This window comes from Rhizobium sp. CFBP 8752 (assembly GCF_014842035.1).
In the GTDB taxonomy this organism is placed as follows: domain Bacteria; phylum Pseudomonadota; class Alphaproteobacteria; order Rhizobiales; family Rhizobiaceae; genus Neorhizobium; species Neorhizobium soli.
The window spans coordinates 59,470-78,543 of record NZ_JACYUZ010000002.1 but is presented as its reverse complement, the minus strand read 5'-3'; the positions used below and the strand labels follow the sequence as shown (position 1 = coordinate 78,543).

Genomic DNA, 19,074 nt, shown 5'->3' with positions numbered 1-19,074 from the left:
GTATGGCTTGCTATCATACGGTTGCGTAGCGCAATTTCTGTGACATCCGAGTGAAGGTCAAGGAGAAGGCTGGCGCGGAGACCACGCCTCTCGCGCAAATCGGGTCGGGCAGGCCCGCGAGAACGCCCCCTGAAAGGGGCTGCCGGCAACCGCGCCCGAGAAGCGCTGAGGTTTGTCGCAACACGCCGAGCCGGTTGGGACTTTCAGTGAAATGAGGCCACTCGAGACCGGATATACGTGCGTCGCCAAAAGCGGCGGACCTTCCGCAGGGAGAGGATTGCCGCTTAAAATGCTTCTTAAGATGGGAAATGGGCAGCTCGCTGCGGCGGTCCCGAAGCCGATACCGCCGGATTTGTGAAATCCCGGAGTGGAGTATGGCAACGAAGATTTCATCATTCTTAAACAGGCAGGAACGATCGATCGATTTTGTGTTTATTGTGATTTTTCATCGCCCGCTTGGGCAGTTCAGTCGAATGAGCGATGATATTACCGATCTGGATCATCCTCATGCGACGCCTTGACGCGATTACTCGCCGATCGACCGAAGCTTTTGATAGACATATCTACCACGCCCTACATCCTCGGTGACGAGCTTGCGGCCCCTCAGTCCAAATCGTCCGCTCACCATGGTATGCTCGATCGCGCCCTTGAAGCGCTTGCCTTCATAGATCGAATACCCTGCCGAACTCAGCACGTCCGACCGTTCGAGCGTCCACTCTGCATCGACATCGGTCATCGTAAGCTCGGCGTCCATACCGGTCGCCATCGACCCCTTAGCATGGTCGAGCCCCATGAGCCGAGCCGAGTTCGTGGACGTCAACTTGGCAATTCGCTCCAGCGACAATCCACGCTTGTGACGACCGTCGGTCAACGATACCGGCAGCATGGTATCCAAACCTGGGCAACCGTGCGAGGACCCCTGGATGTCGGCTGACTTGGACGAGATGTCGCGGTGGACATGGTCTGTTCCGATTGTATCAATCTCTCCGTTCGGCAGCCCCTGCCGCAGGTGCTTGCAATCGCTGCGCACGCGCAACGGCGGATTGATCTTGCCTTTCTTTCCGCCCTCCCAAAAAATGTCGTGCGTCTGGTAATGCGTCCATGTCTCGAAAAATACTTGGGTACCACGCGTACGTTGCATGAGGGCAAGTTCAAGGGCTTCACGGGACGAAGTGTGAACGACGTAGAGCGGAGCGCCGGCCTGTCGCGCAAGGTAGGCAGAACTCTGTACCGCATCTGCTTCCAAGAACGGCGGCCTCGATGTATTTGAGAGTGCAAGGTCATCCAGTCCTGGGCTGTCCACCTTGAGGCGGTCGCGCAAGACCCACGCGAACGAGATATATTCCGGATGAGCGCACACCATGCCGTTGTTCGCAGCCGCGAGCTCGCAAAGCTTGAACAGGAAAGCATGATGGAAGCAAAGTTCGAGGCAGTGGTGGAAGGACGTCCTGCCGTTAGCTTTCAGGTAAGCTTGACAATGAACGCAATAAGCAAGAGCTCCTTCCGGCTTATGCCCGGGAGCTTTTGAGAAAACAACTTGGACGGAGAGTGTGTCAAGTCTCGGTAGTTGCGGAGCCTGAGCGCACCGAGACGTGTAATTTCAGCTACCTTGATGAGGTCCGAACCTTCGGCGCCGGGTTACGTTATTGGAACCCTTCCGACGCGTTTCGAAGGGTCTAAAGCCACGTGCCCACGTTTGGTCTGTTCGCTCAAACGCAAACCGATATCTACAGTAAACCTTTCAGGTCCCCCCAGATTTTGCGTGCTAGTAGAACAGTCGGGAGCCATCCCCGACTGTCGTCCGTTCATGACGTCAACTTCTGTTAGCAATGCTTAAGCGCTGGTGAAGAGCTCGCCCGTGTAGAACTTCTCCGGCGCCAGCGGGTCCTTGACCGTGCCGAAATCCTGGAACATCCTGTTGAAATCAGCCAGCCATCTGTTGACCGTGCCGTCCTTGGTAAAGCCTTCAAGTTCCTTGGATGTCAGCATCTTGCGGCTGCGGGCAACCTTGTCGGTTGCTTCCTTCGGTGCGTTGAGAAACGCCGTGGTGATCTCGATCGAGTGATCGAGATTGGCGACGCGGTAATCCATCGCCTTCTTCATCACCCGCAGGAATTTCTTCACCAAGTCCGGGTTCTGTTCGACGATTTCGTTGCGTGCCACAAACGTGTTGATGAAGGACGTCTGCGGATAGAAGTCCTGGTTAGAGGCTAGTTCCTTCATGTCGGGCACGCGCGGCTTGATCGTGTCGATCAGCGGGTACCAGATGCCTGCGCCATCGATTTGTTTCGACGTGAATGCCGCGACAACGGTCGACGGGTCCATCGGCACCATCTGGATGTCGGCGATCGTCATGCCGGCTTTTGTCAGCGCCATGCGCAAGATCATATCGCCAGACGTTCCCTGAGGAACGCCGACCTTCTTGCCCTTGAGATCGGCCATCGACGCGATACCGGCCTGGGCGATAACGCGGTCAGAAAAGCCGATATCGTTGACGCCAACCACCTTTGCGCGGCCGCTCGCTGGCAACCAGAGGGCGCCGGGGCCGATCGTCCCGAAATTGAGACTGCCCGCACCCATCGCCTGGATCTGGATCGGACCATTGGTAAAGACCTTCACCGTTGGCTCGAGACCTTCTGCCTCCCACAGCTTCTGGTCCTTGGCGATTGCCAGCACACTGGCATTCGGGAAATCGGCGATATAACCGATCGTCATCTCGGCGGACTGGGCACGGGCCCGGCCGCCGATGGAAAACGCGCTGGCGCCGGCAAGTGCGGCGCTCGTTACCATAAGATGTCGTCTCGTCAGCATGGTCATTCCTCCTTTGACGGGCTGCAATTTTTTTTGGCAAGGATCAGGCGGCTGCGGCAGGGTGATACACTGCCCGCCAGACTTCGTTGCGCAATTCGGAAAATTCAGACGACAGACGCATGTCCTCGGTGCGAGGATAGGGCAGGTCGACATTGACGATCTTGTGAAGCCGACCCGGCCGAGCTGCCATGACAACGACACGGCTCGCGAGATAGACGGCCTCGTCGACATCATGGGTAATGAACATCACCGTGCGCCGTTCCTTGCTCCACATCGTCAGCAACTGATCCTGAAGCTGCACGCGGGTCAAAGCATCGAGCGCTCCAAACGGCTCGTCCATGAGCAAGGTCTTCGGATTGACCGCATAGGCACGGGCAATCGCGCAGCGTTGCTTCATGCCGCCAGACAGAGTCTTCGGCAGTGAACTGGCAAATTCGGTCAGCCCGACAAGGGCGATGAAATGATCGGCGATCCGCCGCCGCTCATCCCGTTTGTGGCCGGCAATCTTCAGGCCGAACTCAACATTCTGCCGCACAGTCAGCCACGGAAAAAGCGCATATTGCTGAAAGATCACGCCGCGTTCTGGTCCCGGCCCACTGACTGGCGTGTCGTCGACCAGAACCTGTCCGGAAGACGGCGCGGTCAGGCCGGCTGCAATATTCATCGCCGTCGACTTGCCACACCCGGAGGGTCCGACGACGGTGATGAACTCGCCATCCTTGATATCAAGGTTCAGACCTTCGAGTGCCGTAAACGCTGGCCGACCGGCGATATCAAACGTCTTGTTGACGTTTTTGAATGAGATTTTCGGGGTCATAGCTTCTCCTGCCAGGCGGTCAGCACACTGTCGATCGCCATGACGATGCGATCCATGAGCAGTCCAAGAAGACCGATCGAGATAAGGCTGACGAAAATGGTCGCCAGGTCGTAGTAGAGTTGTGCCTGCTGCATCCGGAAACCGAGGCCCGACTGTGCTGCGATCAGCTCGGCAGCCACCACGGTCGACCACGAAGAACCAAGACCGATACGCACCCCCACCATGATATAAGGCAGCGAAGCCGGCACAATGACGCGTCGGAAGATGGTAAAATCGTTGGCGCCCAGCACCCGCGCCGCGTTGATCATCGTCCTGTCGACGCTGATGACGCCCTGATAGGTGGCGACGACGGAAGACAGGAAAGACGCGAGGAAGATGACGAAGATCTTCGGCGTCTCGTCGATGCCCATCGTCACGATTGCCAGCGGAATGATGGCAAGTGGCGGAATGGTGCGGAAGAACTGGACGTAGGGCTCGATGATGGCGCGGGCGACTTTGTACCAGCCCATCAGGAAGCCGACCGGAATTGCAACGAGAATGCCGAGCGCGAAACCGGTAAAGACGCGGCCGAGGCTTGCCAGCGCGTCGGACCATAGAAGGCCGCTTTGCGCTTGGATCACAGCTTGTCTGGCGACCGCCAGCGGCGTAGGTAGCCCGACAACGCCATAGGCTGTTACCAGGGCCCACATCGAGATACCGAAAACGACGGCAACGATGTTGATCATCAGCATTGTGAGTGGACCCGAACGCCGAGGCACAACACCTGCTCTATCCGATGTGTTTTCGTTCTCTATAACTGCCAAGACCACTCCTCCCGAGCATTCGGCCAGTCCGTCATCCGGTCAGCGCGCCGCCGCCATAACATTCCGAGTCTTGAAATTTGATTCGATTAGCCAGTCGCGCATCACGTCCAAAAGCTCGCGCTTGCGATCCTGATAGTCTGAATCGCTCCAGAGGTTTCTAACCTCCTTCGGATCATTCTCGAGGTCGAACAACTGTCCGTCGGTCGAGCCCTTGAAATGAACCAGTTTCCATCTGTCGCTGCGCACACCGGTCATGAATTCGACGCCGCCGGCCATTGCCACGTCGCCGATCTGCTCGCAGAAGACGTGCGTGCGGGGCGTCCAGTCCCTGCCTTCCAATGCAGGCCGCAGGCTTTTCGCTTCAAAAGTCTCCGGCGGCGTGATGCCGGCATAGTCGAGAATGGTCGGCCCCAGGTCGAAAAGCTGGCAGAGCCCGTCCACGGTTCGGCCGCCCTCGAACCGGCCGGCAGTCGACCAGATGACCGTCGGAACGCGGGTCACGATATCGTACATCGACCATTTCTGGATTAGCCCATGTTCGCCAAGGCACTCCCCATGATCCGAGGTGAAGATGACGATCGCGTCCTCGAGATATCCACGCTCTTTTAATGAGGCGAGCAGTTCGCCGACCTTTTCGTCGATCAGCGTCACATTGCCGAGATAGTGAGCCCACAGCCGCTGCATCTGGTCTTCGCTCGGATCCAGGCTCCAGACGACGGAATCATGGTCAACCTCGACATCGTGCTGACGCTTGTCCTTCAGCTCCTGATGCAGGCCTTCGAGTTCCTCTTTCGTCGGCTTCGGCAGCGGCAAATCGTTGCGCTTCAAATAACGCTCGGTATAGCGCGCCGGCGGATCGAACGGCGGATGGGGGCCGGGGAAGCCGACCTGCAAGAACAATGGCTCTGTCGGCGGATAGGTCTCGACCCACCACTTCGCCATGTCGCCGACGAAGGCATCGGAATGCATGTTTTCTGGAAGCTCCCAGTCAAAACATCCAAGCCGCTCTCGATAGTCCGCACGCTCGCGGTAGAATTCGCGCTGCTGCTTGACGAGACCTTGAGCGGCGAGCGCCTTGTCCCACTCGTCAAAGTACCAACGTCCTTCCATGTAGCGGTCCTTGTTTTCCACGACGTAACGCTCGTGGAAACCGCTGTCCGAATTATAGGGGATGGTGTGCATCTTGCCGACATTGACGCAGCGATAACCGGCATCGCGCAGGCTCTCGACCCAGGTCCGCTGCCATTTCTGACCGTTGGCGAGAACGCCGGTCGTATGCGGGTAATAGCCGGTAAACAGGCTTGCGCGTGACGGCACGCAACTCGGCGCGGTGATGTGGCAGTCGGTCAGCGCCACACCTTTCTCGATCATCGCATCGATATTCGGCGTATGGGCGTAAGGGTAACCGAGCGCCGAAATGGAATCGTAGCGCTGCTGGTCGGTCATGATCAAAATGATGTTCGGCCTGTCAGCCATCAAACAGCTCCTCCCCGCTGCATCCAAACGGCGCGGCGGACATTACAGCATGCGAAGGAACTATCCCCCTCTTTCGCTTGCCTCCCGAAGCAATGAATGACACAAAGTTATCGATAACGCAACGATCACTATCGCTGCTCGAACGACGTTAGTTGGCAGGTTTTGGACCTATGACGATCAGTACGAAAGCCAGGGACGGGGACGACGACCGAAGTGCGAGTGAGAGGAAGGACCGCCCTGCCCCAACGCTCGCCTCGATCGCCGACCGGGTGGGCGTTTCCGTCAACACCGTATCGCGCGCACTTCGGGCACCCAATACGGTAAGGGTCGAACTGCGCAAACGCATCAACGTGGCGATGGAAGAACTTAATTACGTTCCGAACCGCCTAGCCGGTGGCCTTTCCGGCACGCGCACCGATATCGTCGGCGTCGTCGTGACCTCGCTGTATTATTCGGAATTCGCCAGCATCATTGATACGTTGCAGTCATCCCTTCTCGAACACGACCTTCAGGTCATGCTTGCCAATACCCGCTACAATCCCGACCAGGAGCTGAAACTGGTACGCTCGATCCTGAGCTGGCGGCCGGCGGCCGTGGCGATCATCGGAATCGACCATCCGCCAAAAGTGGTCGAGCTCCTGAAATCCTCCGGCATACCGATCATCGAGATGTGGGATACCAGCGGTCCGGTGATCGACACGGCGATCGGCTTCGACCACCAAGCGGTGGGGGCAGCCCAGGCCCGACACCTGATCGATCGCGGTTACCGAAAGCTAGCCTTTGTCGGCAGCCTCCGCGAAAACGACCGGCGCGCGCGAAAACGTCTTTTCGGCCTCGAAACCGAAGCGGTCAAAGCCGGGATTGCACCGGTCGTCACCTCCACAGAACCGATAGGTGGCAGCCCCGATCTCGGCGAAAAGCTGGCGCTTGACCTGCTCCAGACCCATCCCGGCATCGATGCCATCGTCTGCAACAGCGACGTCGTTGCTTTCGGCGTGATGCGCGGCCTGAGAAAGCTTGGCAAACGTGTGCCCGAGGACATCGGCGTGATGGCCTTCGGCGACAACGAAGCCGCCGCCTGCATCACTCCGCCGCTGACCACCATCCGTCCCGATCGCGAACGGATCGGTCGCCTGACCGCCGATGCCATCGTCGCCCGCATCAACGGCGGCGAACCCCAGACGACGATCGTCGACTGGAAACTGGTTGCTCGCCAAAGCACGCAACGCGATACGGTGGAACCGACGGACGCGGGCTAGGCTCCTTCCTGCCGCGACTTGCTTTCCGGCGTGCGGCTGGAACTGGCGCCAAGGCGCACACTCGCAAGCGTCCACCCTTGCGTCTTCAGCGAGCTTTCGATGCGCCAAGCCAAGATCGCGTTGATCAGTTCCTGCTTCACGGCCTGGTGCGCTGGGTTGGACCAGAGATTGTTGACCTCCGTCGGATCATCGTCCATGTCGAACAACTGGCCTTCGTCGCTGTCGACGAAATGCACGAGCTTGTGGCGCCGGCTGCGGATCATCGTCATGAACGTCGTTCCGCTGAATATGCGGTCGCCGGCATGTTCGGAAAAGACGTATCGTCGGGGTTCGCACTGCTCACCGCGCAGATAAGGCATCAGCGACTGTGCCTCCATCCAGTCCGGCACCGGCACGCCAGCCATGTCCAGAACAGTCGGAGCAAAGTCGAAGAGCGACACGAGATCGTCGACCACCCTGCCCTCGGCCACCCGCCCCGGCGCCCAGACAATTGCCGGCACGCGGACACTGTGCTCGTACATCGACCATTTCTGGCTGTGTCCGTGATCGTTTAGGCTGTCGCCGTGGTCCGACGTGAAGATGATGATCGTATCGTCCAGCACGCCGCGCCTTGTCACGGCCTCGATCAGCTTGCCCATCTGTGCGTCGATCATAGAAACGTTGGCGAAATAGTGTTGCCGCTGGCGGCGTGTCTGTTCCCGTGTCGGTTCGGCCAGATGCACGACCGCATCGTGGTCGACCGCCAGATGCTGGTCGCGCAGCACTTTCAGCGCCGCCGGCTGCGCGGCGATGTCTTCGTCGCTGAAAATGGGTTCAGGCATCTCGGTATCCGCATACATGTCGAGGAAGTCCTGGGTCGGATCATAGGGCGGGTGCGGCCCCGGGATACCGATCTGCAGAAAGAAAGGTTCATTGCCGGTGTAGGTATCGAGCCACATTTGGGCGAGCGCCGAGACGAAGTTGTCGGAATGCAGGTCCTCGGGCAGGTTCCAGACGAAGGCGCCGAGCGACGAGCGGTAATCCTCCCGCCGACGATAGGTGACACGGCTCGGCTTTTCAAAGCCACGCGTCCAGATCGCCTTGTCCCACTGGTCGAGGAAAAACGGGAGCCGCGGCGTGGCGCGGTCTTTGTTTTCCACCACGTGCCGCTCGTGAAACCCGAACGAATCCTCGAAGGGAGACGTGTGCATCTTGCCGACGTTGACGCAGCGGTATCCCGCCTCGGCCATCAGTTGCACCCAGCTGAATGCCCAGGGTTCGTCATTGCGGAACACGCCGTTGGTATGCGGATACACACCGGTAAATAGGCTTGCGCGCGACGGGGCGCAGGATGGCGAGGTGACATAGGTCTGGCGAAAATAGGTGCCTTCCCTTACCATCCGGTCGAGATTTGGCGTCTTCATGTAGGGAAAGCCGCCGGCAGCTATCGTGTCGAACCGCTGCTGGTCGGTGATGACAAAGATGATGTTCGGCTTTTTCTTCTCGTTTGACATGATGTTCCTCCCAGTCCGACACCCGCTTACAGCCCGAGCGACCGCAAGCCTTTCACTCTCAACAAGCAGCTGTTCTCATCTGCCAAAAACTCTAGTACCAAATATGATGCTGCGCCCGATGCGGACGCAAGCAATGCCGGCGAGCAGGAGGAGGACCAATGGCGACCGTTCTGATCACCGGCTGCGATCGCGGGCTTGGCGAGGAATTCGCGCTTCAATACGCGGCCAAAGGCGATCGTGTCATCGCCACTTGCCTCGATCCCGACGCTTTTAGCAAACGGCACAAACATCTCCGCACTATAGAAACCGTCAAGCTCGACGTGACCGATGAAACATCCGTCCTGCGCCTCGCTGCGGAGCTGAACGGCGTTGCGATCGACGTGCTGGTCAACAATGCCGGCATTCCCGGCCCGCATCCGGGCCTGCAAGAAACAGACCTGACGCTCTGGCGAAACATGTTGGAAGTCAATCTGATCGCGCCTTTCGTCGTCACAAGGGCTCTTACCGAGCACGTAGCCAGTAGCGAGCGGAAGGTGATCGCGTTCATAACAAGTCGCATGGGGTCGATCGGGCTCAACAATACCGCCAGCTCCTATGCCTATCGATCCAGCAAGGCAGGCCTCAACATGGTCATGAAGAGCCTCGCCATCGATCTCGGTCCCCGCCAGATCTGCGTGCTTGGCCTTCACCCCGGCAAAGTCGCCCGTCAAGGGGACGGCGGACTGAGCATATCCGAGAGCATCGTGCGGATGCGCGAGGTCATCGATCATTCCGGCCCGCACCAGACAGGCAGCTTCTACGATTACAATGGCCAGATCCTCCCTTGGTAAAAGTCACGGTTACGGCAGCACGTCATAGGCGACACGGAAACCCGTATTGCTCGAAGCACTGTCGGCCGAAAGGCCCATGCGGGCAGCTATTCGGTAGCGATAGCAGTAGCTCTTGTGGCACAAGAAAGAGCCACCTTTCAGAACCTTGTCAGCGGACTTTTTCGCCTGGTCGTTGCGAAGCTTCGCAGCCTTGAAGAGCGACCGCACTTTGAAGGCATCCGCGGTCCATTCCCAGACGTTACCGGAAAGGTTGTAGAAACCTGCTTCTGACGGTTCGAAGCTGCGTGCCGGCGCCGTGCCGAAGTAGCCGTCAACCATCGTATTGTGGTTCGGAAACCGGCCCTGCCAGATATTGCAGAAACTCAGATCGTCGCTCGGCTCAATGTCGCCCCAGGGATACCGGCGCCTCCGGTTGCCGCCGCGTGCGGCATGTTCCCATTCGGCTTCGGTAGGCAGTCGGCCACCTACCCATGCGGCAAATGCCATCGCATCATGCCAGGAGACGTGCGTTACAGGATGATCCGGACGGTCCTCGATCGAGCTGCCTGGCCCTTCCGGTTGATTCCATGTCGCGCCGTCGACGCGTGTCCACCAGGGGGTGTTGACGACACCTCCAGTGGCGATGGACTGGTTTTTGAGGAGTGGGGAGAACACGGCCGACATGCCGAACCGCTCCGATTCCGTCACATGGCCCGTCGCCTCGATGAAGTCCGCAAATCGGACGACCGTGACGGTCTCGACCTCAAGATGGAAATCCTGCAGCAAGACCCTCCGCTCCGGTCCTTCACCATCGGCGGCGATGACAGGATCATGGGTGCCGACGAAGCTCTCTCCTCCATTCACAGCAATCGTTTGGGCCACGCGACCTCGAACCGTGAAACTTTTCGCTCCTGCCGACTTCTGGCCTTCCCCAGCTCGCGCCGCTCCCGAACAACATCCACCCATGCGTTCCTCCCAGAAAGTGCTCAGATTTGCCTTAACCCGCAAAACCTCTATCGGCCTTCGCTGCCGACAGCGCAACACTCATCCGGCAATCACCGGGACAACCAGAGACAGCCCCGACATCAGCAACAATACAAAAGCGAGCCTTCGCATCGTGTTCTGCGACAGTTGCGGTGGCCATCGCCGCGCGGCATAACTCGCGACCAGCACACCGGGAAGTCCAGCCAGTGCCCATATTGAGGCAAGCGCTGGCCATTCGCCTGATGCTGTTACCAGCACGAGACGAAACATGGCATTGATCGCGAAAACCGCCACAAGCGTCTCGCGGATCGCCGCATGCGACAGAGGTTGCCTGTAAACGTGATAGACCAACGGCGGCCCTGCGGTCGAAAACAGGCCTCCCATGAGACCGCCAAGTGCACCGAAGAAAACGAAGCTTGGTTTCGATGACAAGCTTCCACAGGCCGCTGGCCGGAGGATTAGCTGCAGGCTGGACATGATAATGACGAGACCAAGCACCAGCCGCAGCGCCACCAAAGATGACGAAGCCAGAAGGTTCAGCAATATATACCCAACAACGATCATTGGGATTGCACCGAGCAATGACAGCAGAAATGGCATCAGGGCTATTGCGCGCCAACCTTTGACAAGCACGACAACCGCGTTGGCCAAGGTGAGGAAGCCAATGATGACGGCAGCGTCTGGAAGCGGAATGAGACCCGTCAGAGCGATTGCCCCCATCAGCAACAACCCGAACGCGAACCCCGTGAGTGTCTGGACATAGGCCGCAGCAAAGGAGAGCAAGAGGAAAAGGGCAACGCCTTCGCTGGGCATTACGACTACCCTTCTGCGCTAAGACTTAACGTTTGGAATGGTGCCAGTTGGTCGAGGTCGGGTTCGACACCGAGCCCTGCACCTGCAGGCAGCTCGACCAAGCCCTCCCGGACGACCGGCCAGCGAGGCACAATGGCGTCACGCAGCGGATTTGGGTTGACATCGATCTCGAGCAATCCATCGCCGCCGGCCGCTGCAAGAATATGGGCAGAGGCAACCAGGCCGATGCCGGCACCCAGAAAATGCGGGCAATAACGTCGCCCCGCCGCGCGGGCTGAACGGGCGACGGCAAGGCAACCGCTCGGACCTCCCCATTTTGCAGCATCCGGCTGTATGACCGAAAGGCTGCCGGCTTTAATCGCTGCCTCGAACGCCTGCTCACCGATAAGGTTTTCGCCGCCGGCAATCGGCGTCGATGTCGATCCACGGAGTTCTTGCCAGACCGTATCCGGGCAATCCACCCGCAACGGCTCTTCCATCCATCCGAGGCCGAGATTGTCGGTCGCCTGCAAAAAGACGCGTGCTTTATCTAGTGGGAAACCCTGGTTTGCATCGGCGTACAATGTCTCGCCAGGGCGGAGCTTTGCATGCAGGCCGCGCAGCAGATCGAGATCGCGGTCGAAATCGAACCCGACCTTCACCTTGAAGTCGCGATAACCATCAATGCGTGCCTGCGCTACCATCTGCTCGGCATCGAGAATATGGATGCCGCTGGCATAAGCGCGCACCTTTCCGGTCGCACCGGCTGCCATCGCCTTTCCCAGGGGCACCCCGGCGCGACGCGCCGTAAGGTCCCAGTAGGCCATGTCGAAACCAGCAATCACCTGCGCGTAAGGACCGACCTCGCCGGTCTGCAGCACGAGGATCTCGGTGGCGGCAGTCAGTTGCCTCCATACTTCCGGAGGTGCAGGTAAAGGCCGGCCAAGAATGCGCGGAGCGAGATCTGTCGTCAGCAACCGGGCGCGGTGGTCCGCGCCGCAGGCCGGCCAGTTGCACCAGATCTCTCCCCATCCGACCGTTCCAATTTCATCTTCCAGTCGAACGAAAACAGCGGGCCGATTGAACATCGTCCCGAAAGATGTAGAAACCGGTTTCGCCAATGGCACGCGAAAAACAAGCGTCCGCGCGGAGATGATCGTTACTGGATCCGTCATGTGACCTCCTTCATTTCACCCAGCCAGAAAGCCGCCATCCACCGCAAAGACGGTACCGGTGGCATAGTCCGATGCCGGCAGGCACAGGAACACGACGGTGCCCGCCACGTCCTCCGGCTTGCCCCATCGCTTTAACGCGGTGCGTGCCGCGATACGCTCGTGATGAGCGGCGTCCTTGCGCCCCTCGGCATTGATCGCCGTCTCGATATAGCCTGGCGCCACGGCATTGACCCGAATGCCGTCCTCGGCCCAGGCGAGCGCCAGCGCCTTGGTTAGCATCACGACGCCGCCCTTGCTGGCGCAATAGGCGGGAATCCGGGGAAGCGCGGCGAAGGCATTCATCGAAGCGACATTGACGATCGAACCGCGTGAGGCGACGAGATGCGGTCGAAATGCCATGCAGATGCGAAACGTACCCGTGAGATTGACGTCCAGCACCCGCTGAAACATTTCAATCTTGAACTCTTCATCGCGTGCCAGAATGCCGGCACAGTTGACAACGGCGTCGACACGCTCGAAGCCGGTGGCGAAGTTTTCGACGCCGGCATCCGAGGTGACGTCCAGTATTTCGACGGCGACACCCTTCTGCCCTTTCAGACGGCAGCGATCGAGCGCCGGCTGGTCGTGCCCGGTGACTGTGACGGACGCTCCGCGAGCGAGAAACAGTTCGGCAATCGCGGAACCTATATCGCCGGCGCCACCGACGACGACTGCATGGAAGCCGGGCGAAAAACTGAATGGATCCTGCATGCTGGCCTCATCTTCAAACATCATCGATTGCGACGATCCAGCGCCCCGAAAGTCTGCTCCGGGGCGCCGGCTCAAAAGCGCTCACGCAGCGGCATAGCTGCTGGCGAGATCGCCTTCCTTGCTGATCGACTGGAAGGCCGGAGCCGGCGCCTTCCAGCGCGGTGCCTTCTCCTTGGTGAGTTTGCTCAGGCTCTCGACCACGCCGACGCCTTCCTCGGACAAAGCCTTGGCAACCGCGGCGGTGTCGGGAAAATGCGAGCGGATGGCATTGAGCCAGATTGTCCGTCCGGCGAGGAAACCGCCGGCACCCGCTGCATAGGCGTATTCCAGCACGAGCTCGAATTTTGGAGGTGCGGCCCCGCCTGAAAGCAGCACCCAGGGGATGCCCGCATCGGCGCAGATCTTGCCGACCGCGTCGAATTCCCGTTGCGCAGCCTTCGAAGCCTCGCTGCCGTCGCGCGGCGGCAAGCTGTTGGCCGCAAGCGGGCTTTCGAGCTTCAGCAGATCGACGCCGTATTCAGGCTTGGCGAACTCGCGGACGCTTTCGATCACCAGTTCCGGCAGCTTGGTCGGGGATTCGACGTAATCCGCGGTATGGCCCGCCTGGCCGAGGAATGGGAAGACCAGCAACTCAAGCACGTAAGGGATGTCGTAGCGCCTGCAATCGTCGCCAATCTGGCGGACATACGCCTTCTGATGTTCAATGACCTCGGCCGAGGCATCGGGCCTGTACCAGACCAGAACCTTGACCGCATCGCCGCCAAGACGGCGGATTTTCTCGACGCTCCAGTCGGCGATCGATTTTGTCTTGCGGCCCCCTTCCGTCTCTTCCGTGCGGTGATCCTCGAGTGTGACGATCAGGCCGCAATCGGCGGGCAGAACATCGATTGCCGCGGGGATTGCGTAGTTTGGATCGAACAGCATCGAGCTGCAATGCGGCGACAGGTTTTCGACCAGCAGCCGTTTGGCAGTGATCACGTCGGAGAACGGGACCTGCGACTTGTCGATCTTGCGGGCTGCGGCGATTGCCTCGAACAGCGGCGGCCGCTGGTCGAGGGCGACCATGCAGAAATGCCCTTCGTTGTTGGCCAGACGAGCAAGGCCGCGGGTTTTACCGAGTGTAAGCATGACGTTTCCTTTCAAGAAGACCTGAGTTCATCGAGTGTCGGGATGGCGGCGCGGCCGCCTGCGCGGGTGCATTTGAAGGCGGCGGCAGCGCTGGCGAACGCCAGGCTGTCACGGATCTCGAACTGGGCGCCGATCGCAAACGCATAGGCGCCGTGGAAGACATCGCCGGCAGCCGTCGTGTCGATCGCACGGACACTGGGCGCCGGCAGGTCGTGAACCGCACCGTCCTCGCGCCAGGCAACGCCCTTGCTGCCGCGCGTCACCGCCACCATACGGGAACCGAAGGACGCAGCCTTTTCAAGAGCCGCGCCGATATCGGGGCCGGCAAAACCGGACAGGCCGGGTTCGGAAAAGATTGCGTGATCCGTCAGCGGCAGCAGCCGTTCGAAGATGTCAGCATCGGCGACATCGCCGTCCAGCACGGTCGGAATGCCCTGCTCCCGCGCCCTGGTGAACAGGGCTACGGCGCCGTCCGGCCAGCGGGGGTCGGCGAGCACGCAATCAGCATCAAGCTTTGCCAGCGGCAGCCATGCGGGATCCGTCGGAAAGGCGCCGCGGAAATTGACGATCTGCCGTTCGCCGGTCTGATCGACGATAATGCCCGAGACCGACGACGCACCGTCGTCGAACAGCCGGAAACAACCGACATCGACGCCCTCAGCGACAAAAGCCTCGGACATGGCGCGACCGGCATCGTCATTGCCGCCCCTGCCCCAGAAGGAAGCGCGACCACCGAGCCTTGCGACCGCGACGGCCGCATTGGCGGCCATGCCGCCCGGCTCGGTCAGGTGTTCCCCGGCTCGGATCTTTTCGCTGCCACCGGAAAACGGCGCTTCCACCCGCCAGATGCGGTCGAGTGCCGACAGCCCCAGGCAAATCACGCGGGGATGCGCCGTATCGGGGATGGTGACGGGTCCGATCTTCGACCCGCTCACCGGATTGCCTCCCCCGACGCCTTGTCGAAGACATGCGGCTTGCCTGGCTGGGCCGCAAGCTTAAGCGTCTCGCCAACCTTCGGCCGCAACTCAGGATTGACGCGTGCCACCGTCTTCACCCCGGCCAGCATGAAATGCACCAGCGTATCGGAACCGAGCGGTTCGACGAGGTCGATCGTCACCGCAAAGGCACGTGAGTCCTCCGGCGCGTGGATGAAGTGTTCTGGGCGGATGCCGAGAACGGCATCCTGCGCGCCTGCGAGCACCGCCAGAGTGGCGGCCGGAACGGGCGCTGCCAGATCGGATGCTCCAACCAGCGAAAAGCCTTCGCCCGACCGGCGGATATCAAAAAAGTTCATCGCCGGGGAGCCGATAAAACCGGCGACGAACTGGTTATTCGGCCGTTCGTAGACGTCTTCCGGCGATCCGTACTGTTGCACTTCGCCACTCTTCAAGACGACGATGCGATCCGCCATCGTCATCGCCTCGATCTGGTCGTGGGTAACGAAGATCATCGTCGTTTTCAGTTCCTGCGACAGCCCCTTGATCTCGGTGCGGACCTGGTTGCGCAGTTTTGCATCGAGGTTGGACAGCGGTTCATCGAACAGGAAGACCTTCGGATCGCGAACAATCGCGCGGCCCATCGCGACGCGCTGTCGCTGGCCGCCGGACAGGGCCTTTGGCTTTCGTTCGAGGAAAGGTTCGATGTGAAGCAGACCGGCAGCGCGGCGGACACGCTGGTCAATTTCCGCCTTTGTCATGCCGCGCAGTTCGAGCGCGAATGCCATGTTGTCGTAGACGGTCATATGCGGATAGAGCGCGTAATCCTGAAACACCATGGCGATGTCGCGTTTCGACGGCGGCACGTCATTGACCTTGGTATCGCCAATAAAGAGATCACCTGAGGTCGACGGCTCGAGGCCAGCGATAATGCGCAGCAGTGTGGATTTGCCGCAGCCGGACGGACCAACGAAGACGACGAATTCCTCGTCCGCAATCTCCAGATCGAGACCGGGAATGATGGTCAGTTCGCCGAATTTCTTGACGAGGTTCTTGATGCTGATGGAGGCCATGGTTCACCCGAATGAGAGGACAGGTTTGATCAGCTTGCCTTCGGCAAAGCGGGCGAAATAGTCCGGCAGCGCGTCCAGACCGAAAGACGCGTCGACAAAGCGCCGGTACCGCTCCTTGTTGCTACGCAGCAGTTCGACATTCGGCGCAAAATCCCGGATCGGGAAATAGAAGGTGCGGATCATGTAGAAGTCCTTTCGGCGGAAGATCTTTCCCTCTTCGATCGTCCAGGGCGCTGCATTCTCGCCGACCAGCATCAACGCGCCGCGCGGCAGAACCAGCTCGATGCCGAGATTGCGGGCGGCATGCGCGCCCGAGCATTCGAAGATCAGTTTGAAGCGTTTTTCCCGAGAGCCGACGGGGTGTGCCTTGGCACCGAAGGACAGTGCGATCGACAGGCGCTCCTCGTTGGGGTCGGCGACGTGGATATCCTTGTAACCGAGGCTCTGAAGCGCCAGCACGACGCCCAGGCCGACCGGCCCGGCCCCCATGACCAGGATAGGTGCGTTTTCTTCCGGCGGGACAAGCGGCATGGCGAACCGGACAGCGTGGGCGGACGTGCCGATCGTATCGAGCAGCAGCGGCGCGAGGTCGTCTTCGATGTCGTCCGGCACGGGGAGCAGGCAGTTTTTCGGCACCGGCACATATTCGGCATAACCGCCCGGCCGGTTCCAGCCGATCAGACTGGAGACCTCGAGGCACATCTGCGTATCGCCGGCCCGGCAGGCCTCGCAGTGATCGCAATGCAGCGGAATATAAACGACGTTCCGTTCGCCATGGCGCGGATGACCAGGCTCGTCGACGATCCCGAAGATCTCGTGACCGGCGGTGAATTCGGCGCCCTTGTGCCAGAGCTTGAAATCGGAGCCGCACAGCGCGGTCCGCAGCACCTTGACGAGGACCTCGCCTTCTCCGACTTCGGGTATGCCCTGCGTCTCGATGGTGATCTTGCGATCGCCGTGAAACACCGAAGCGCGCATGCGGGAACTCTGTCCGTCAGTCATCATAATCATCCTTTAACAGCGCCAAGAGTGAGGCCGGCGACGAGCCAGCGCTGGACCAGAATGGCGAGCACCAGCGGCGGCAGCGCAATCAGCGTTGCTGCGGCCATCAACGACCCCCATTGAGTCGAGCCCTCTCCGACGAAATTGAATGCGGCGGCGATCAGCGTCTTCGTGTCGGAATTCGACAGGATCAGCGAGAAGAGAAAGAAGTTCCACGAGAAGACGAAGGCGAGGATCGAGGCAACGGCGATGCCCGAGCCCACCAGCGGCATGGCGATCCTCCACAGCACACGCGTCACCGAGCAGCCGTCGATTTGCGCCGCCTCGAAAACGCTCCGCGGAATATTGTCGAAGAACGGCATCAATACCCAGATGACGATCGGCATGGTGATGACCGCGTGGCTGAGGATCAGGGCCGTGTAGGAGCCGATCAGCCCGACCTCGCGGAACATGATGTACCAGGGCAGAAGGAAAAGCGTTCCCGGCGCCATGCGGGCAGCCAGCGTCAGGATTGCCGGCCAGGTGACCCGCGACCAGGAGACGGCGAAGGCCGCCGGAATGCCGAAGATCAGGCCAAGCAGCGTCGAGCCGATGGTGACGATGAAGCTGTTCACCGCGTAGGAGAGGAACGGCGTCGTCTCCCACAGAATGATGTAGTTCTCGAAGGTCGGCTGAAAGATCACTGTCGGCGGATAAGACGTCACCTCGAAGGACGGCTTGAAGGAGGACAGCACCATCCAGACGGTCGGGGCCAGGATCAGAATGCCGGCGATCGTCAGCTGGATGGTGTTAAGCCAGTGGATCCAGCGGTCGGAGCGATTTGTTCCGTTCATCGTCTTCTCCCTACCAGGCGACTGTGGCGCGCAGCCGGTTGAGCATCAGCACCGCCACCAGCACGATGGCCGACAGGGTGATCATCAGCGCGCTGGCGTAACCGATGTTGAAGAATTCGAAACCGACCCGGAAACCGTAGATGTTGAGCGTGTTGGACGCATTGCCCGGGCCGCCCTGCGTGGTGATGTAGATGATGTCGAAAAACCGCAGCAGATCAACGCTGCGCAGAACCGCCGCAGTGACGATCGTCGGAAGCAGAAGCGGCAGCGTGATGCGGCGAAAGATCCGTGCCGGTGATGCACCGTCGATCTGGGCCGCTTCGTAGACGCTCGGCGGCAGCGACTGAAGGCCACCGAGAACGATCAGCGCCACGTAGGGAGCCCATTGCCAGGTGTCGATCAGGGCGATTGTCGGGATGACCCAGGTAGGCGACGCCAGCCACTCGGATGCCGGCAGGCCGACGGATTCGAGGATATAGTTGGCTGCACCGAGCGACGGATCGAGAATGACGAGCCACATCATGCCGGCAACGACCGGCGGCATCATGAACGGCGAGATCAGCAGAGATCGCAGCAGGCCCGACAGCTTCTTGGAATGAAAGAGCAGCATCGCGAGATAGATCCCGAGCACCAGTTGCAGGACCATCGAAAGAAGGTAGAGCGCGAAGGTGACATAAAGCCCGTTCCAGAACTCGCCGTCACCGGCCAGCTGGGCGTAGTTCGCGAGGCCGGCAAAGCGCGACTCGCCACTGCTCGAGAAGGAGCGGAAACCGAGCCAGATCGTGTAGACGATCGGAAACGCGATCATCGCCACGGTAAACACCACTGCTGGGGCGGACAAGGCAGCAAGCTGCCGTCCCTGGCTGTTCGTCGAGCCTGAGGTCATGACCGGTCTCCGGTATCGGATCGGGGAGTGGGAGCTCCGCCGAAGCGG

Annotated in this window: 19 protein-coding genes; 3 read left to right on the top strand and 16 right to left on the bottom strand. The window is 60.0% G+C overall.

All coding sequences use genetic code 11. From position 1 onward, the window contains the following. The first annotated feature begins 374 nt into the window (after positions 1–374). A complete protein-coding gene (locus IFT59_RS13610; protein ID WP_192087224.1) occupies positions 375–521 on the top strand; it encodes a hypothetical protein in 147 nt (48 codons plus the stop codon). 5 nt (positions 522–526) lie between these two features. Here the strand turns inward: IFT59_RS13610 and IFT59_RS13605 are convergent, their stop codons facing one another. The 5 genes from IFT59_RS13605 to IFT59_RS13585 all read right to left on the bottom strand — a co-directional run bounded on the left by IFT59_RS13605 (position 527) and on the right by IFT59_RS13585 (position 5,907). Continuing rightward, positions 527–1,246, bottom strand: coding sequence for a dihydroorotase (locus tag IFT59_RS13605; RefSeq protein WP_192087223.1), 720 nt, complete (start codon positions 1,244–1,246; stop codon positions 527–529). A gap of 587 nt (positions 1,247–1,833) precedes the next feature. Continuing rightward, positions 1,834–2,808: an aliphatic sulfonate ABC transporter substrate-binding protein gene (locus IFT59_RS13600; protein ID WP_446737838.1), complete on the bottom strand. Its 975-nt coding sequence runs from the start codon at positions 2,806–2,808 to the stop codon at positions 1,834–1,836. Between the two features lie 46 nt (positions 2,809–2,854). After that, positions 2,855–3,628, bottom strand: a complete 774-nt coding sequence (locus IFT59_RS13595) for an ABC transporter ATP-binding protein (protein ID WP_192087221.1) — start codon at positions 3,626–3,628, stop codon at positions 2,855–2,857. After that, the gene (locus IFT59_RS13590) at positions 3,625–4,359 is read right to left on the bottom strand and encodes an ABC transporter permease (protein WP_192087220.1); all 735 of its coding nucleotides are present in this window, start codon (positions 4,357–4,359) and stop codon (positions 3,625–3,627) included. The genes IFT59_RS13595 and IFT59_RS13590 overlap by 4 nt, the downstream gene beginning before the upstream one ends. 111 nt (positions 4,360–4,470) lie before the next feature. Then, a complete protein-coding gene (locus IFT59_RS13585; RefSeq protein ID WP_192087219.1) occupies positions 4,471–5,907 on the bottom strand; it encodes a sulfatase family protein in 1,437 nt (478 codons plus the stop codon). A 170-nt stretch (positions 5,908–6,077) separates the two neighbouring features. On the opposite strand from IFT59_RS13585, the gene IFT59_RS13580 reads away from it, so the two are divergent. Continuing rightward, a complete protein-coding gene (locus IFT59_RS13580; protein WP_192087218.1) occupies positions 6,078–7,166 on the top strand; it encodes a LacI family DNA-binding transcriptional regulator in 1,089 nt (362 codons plus the stop codon). Here IFT59_RS13580 and IFT59_RS13575 read toward each other — a convergent pair. Beyond that, positions 7,163–8,659: a sulfatase family protein gene (locus IFT59_RS13575; RefSeq protein WP_192087217.1), complete on the bottom strand. Its 1,497-nt coding sequence runs from the start codon at positions 8,657–8,659 to the stop codon at positions 7,163–7,165. The two genes, IFT59_RS13580 and IFT59_RS13575, sit on opposite strands and share 4 nt — an antisense overlap. Positions 8,660–8,817: 158 nt before the next feature. Here IFT59_RS13575 and IFT59_RS13570 point away from each other — a divergent pair, with 158 nt between their 5' ends. Next, complete coding sequence (locus tag IFT59_RS13570) at positions 8,818–9,489, top strand: SDR family oxidoreductase (RefSeq protein WP_192087216.1); 672 nt, start codon at positions 8,818–8,820, stop codon at positions 9,487–9,489. A 9-nt stretch (positions 9,490–9,498) separates the two neighbouring features. Here IFT59_RS13570 and IFT59_RS13565 read toward each other — a convergent pair whose 3' ends face one another. From IFT59_RS13565 to IFT59_RS13520, 10 genes are all read right to left on the bottom strand, one after another. After that, a complete protein-coding gene (locus IFT59_RS13565) occupies positions 9,499–10,350 on the bottom strand; it encodes a formylglycine-generating enzyme family protein (protein WP_342366100.1) in 852 nt (283 codons plus the stop codon). Positions 10,351–10,512: 162 nt separating this feature from the next. Then, positions 10,513–11,265, bottom strand: a complete 753-nt coding sequence (locus IFT59_RS13560; RefSeq protein WP_192087214.1) for a TSUP family transporter — start codon at positions 11,263–11,265, stop codon at positions 10,513–10,515. Between the two features lie 5 nt (positions 11,266–11,270). Further along, positions 11,271–12,419: a mandelate racemase/muconate lactonizing enzyme family protein gene (locus IFT59_RS13555; RefSeq protein ID WP_192087213.1), complete on the bottom strand. Its 1,149-nt coding sequence runs from the start codon at positions 12,417–12,419 to the stop codon at positions 11,271–11,273. 15 nt (positions 12,420–12,434) lie between these two features. Beyond that, complete coding sequence (locus tag IFT59_RS13550) at positions 12,435–13,169, bottom strand: SDR family NAD(P)-dependent oxidoreductase (RefSeq protein ID WP_192087212.1); 735 nt, start codon at positions 13,167–13,169, stop codon at positions 12,435–12,437. 81 nt (positions 13,170–13,250) lie between these two features. Continuing rightward, entirely contained in the window at positions 13,251–14,297 is a 1,047-nt protein-coding gene (locus IFT59_RS13545; protein WP_192087211.1) for a tagatose 1,6-diphosphate aldolase, read from the bottom strand. A gap of 11 nt (positions 14,298–14,308) precedes the next feature. Then, on the bottom strand, positions 14,309–15,232 hold the full coding sequence (locus IFT59_RS13540; RefSeq protein WP_113167727.1) for a PfkB family carbohydrate kinase: 924 nt from the start codon (positions 15,230–15,232) through the stop codon (positions 14,309–14,311). Further along, positions 15,229–16,305, bottom strand: coding sequence for an ABC transporter ATP-binding protein (locus IFT59_RS13535; protein ID WP_192087210.1), 1,077 nt, complete (start codon positions 16,303–16,305; stop codon positions 15,229–15,231). The genes IFT59_RS13540 and IFT59_RS13535 overlap by 4 nt, the downstream gene beginning before the upstream one ends. Before the next feature lie 3 nt (positions 16,306–16,308). Beyond that, on the bottom strand, positions 16,309–17,307 hold the full coding sequence (locus IFT59_RS13530; protein WP_249407593.1) for an alcohol dehydrogenase catalytic domain-containing protein: 999 nt from the start codon (positions 17,305–17,307) through the stop codon (positions 16,309–16,311). A gap of 5 nt (positions 17,308–17,312) precedes the next feature. Continuing rightward, on the bottom strand, positions 17,313–18,140 hold the full coding sequence (locus IFT59_RS13525; RefSeq protein WP_113167729.1) for a carbohydrate ABC transporter permease: 828 nt from the start codon (positions 18,138–18,140) through the stop codon (positions 17,313–17,315). Between the two features lie 10 nt (positions 18,141–18,150). Beyond that, entirely contained in the window at positions 18,151–19,026 is an 876-nt protein-coding gene (locus IFT59_RS13520) for a carbohydrate ABC transporter permease (protein WP_192087209.1), read from the bottom strand. Between the last annotated feature and the right edge of the window lie 48 nt (positions 19,027–19,074).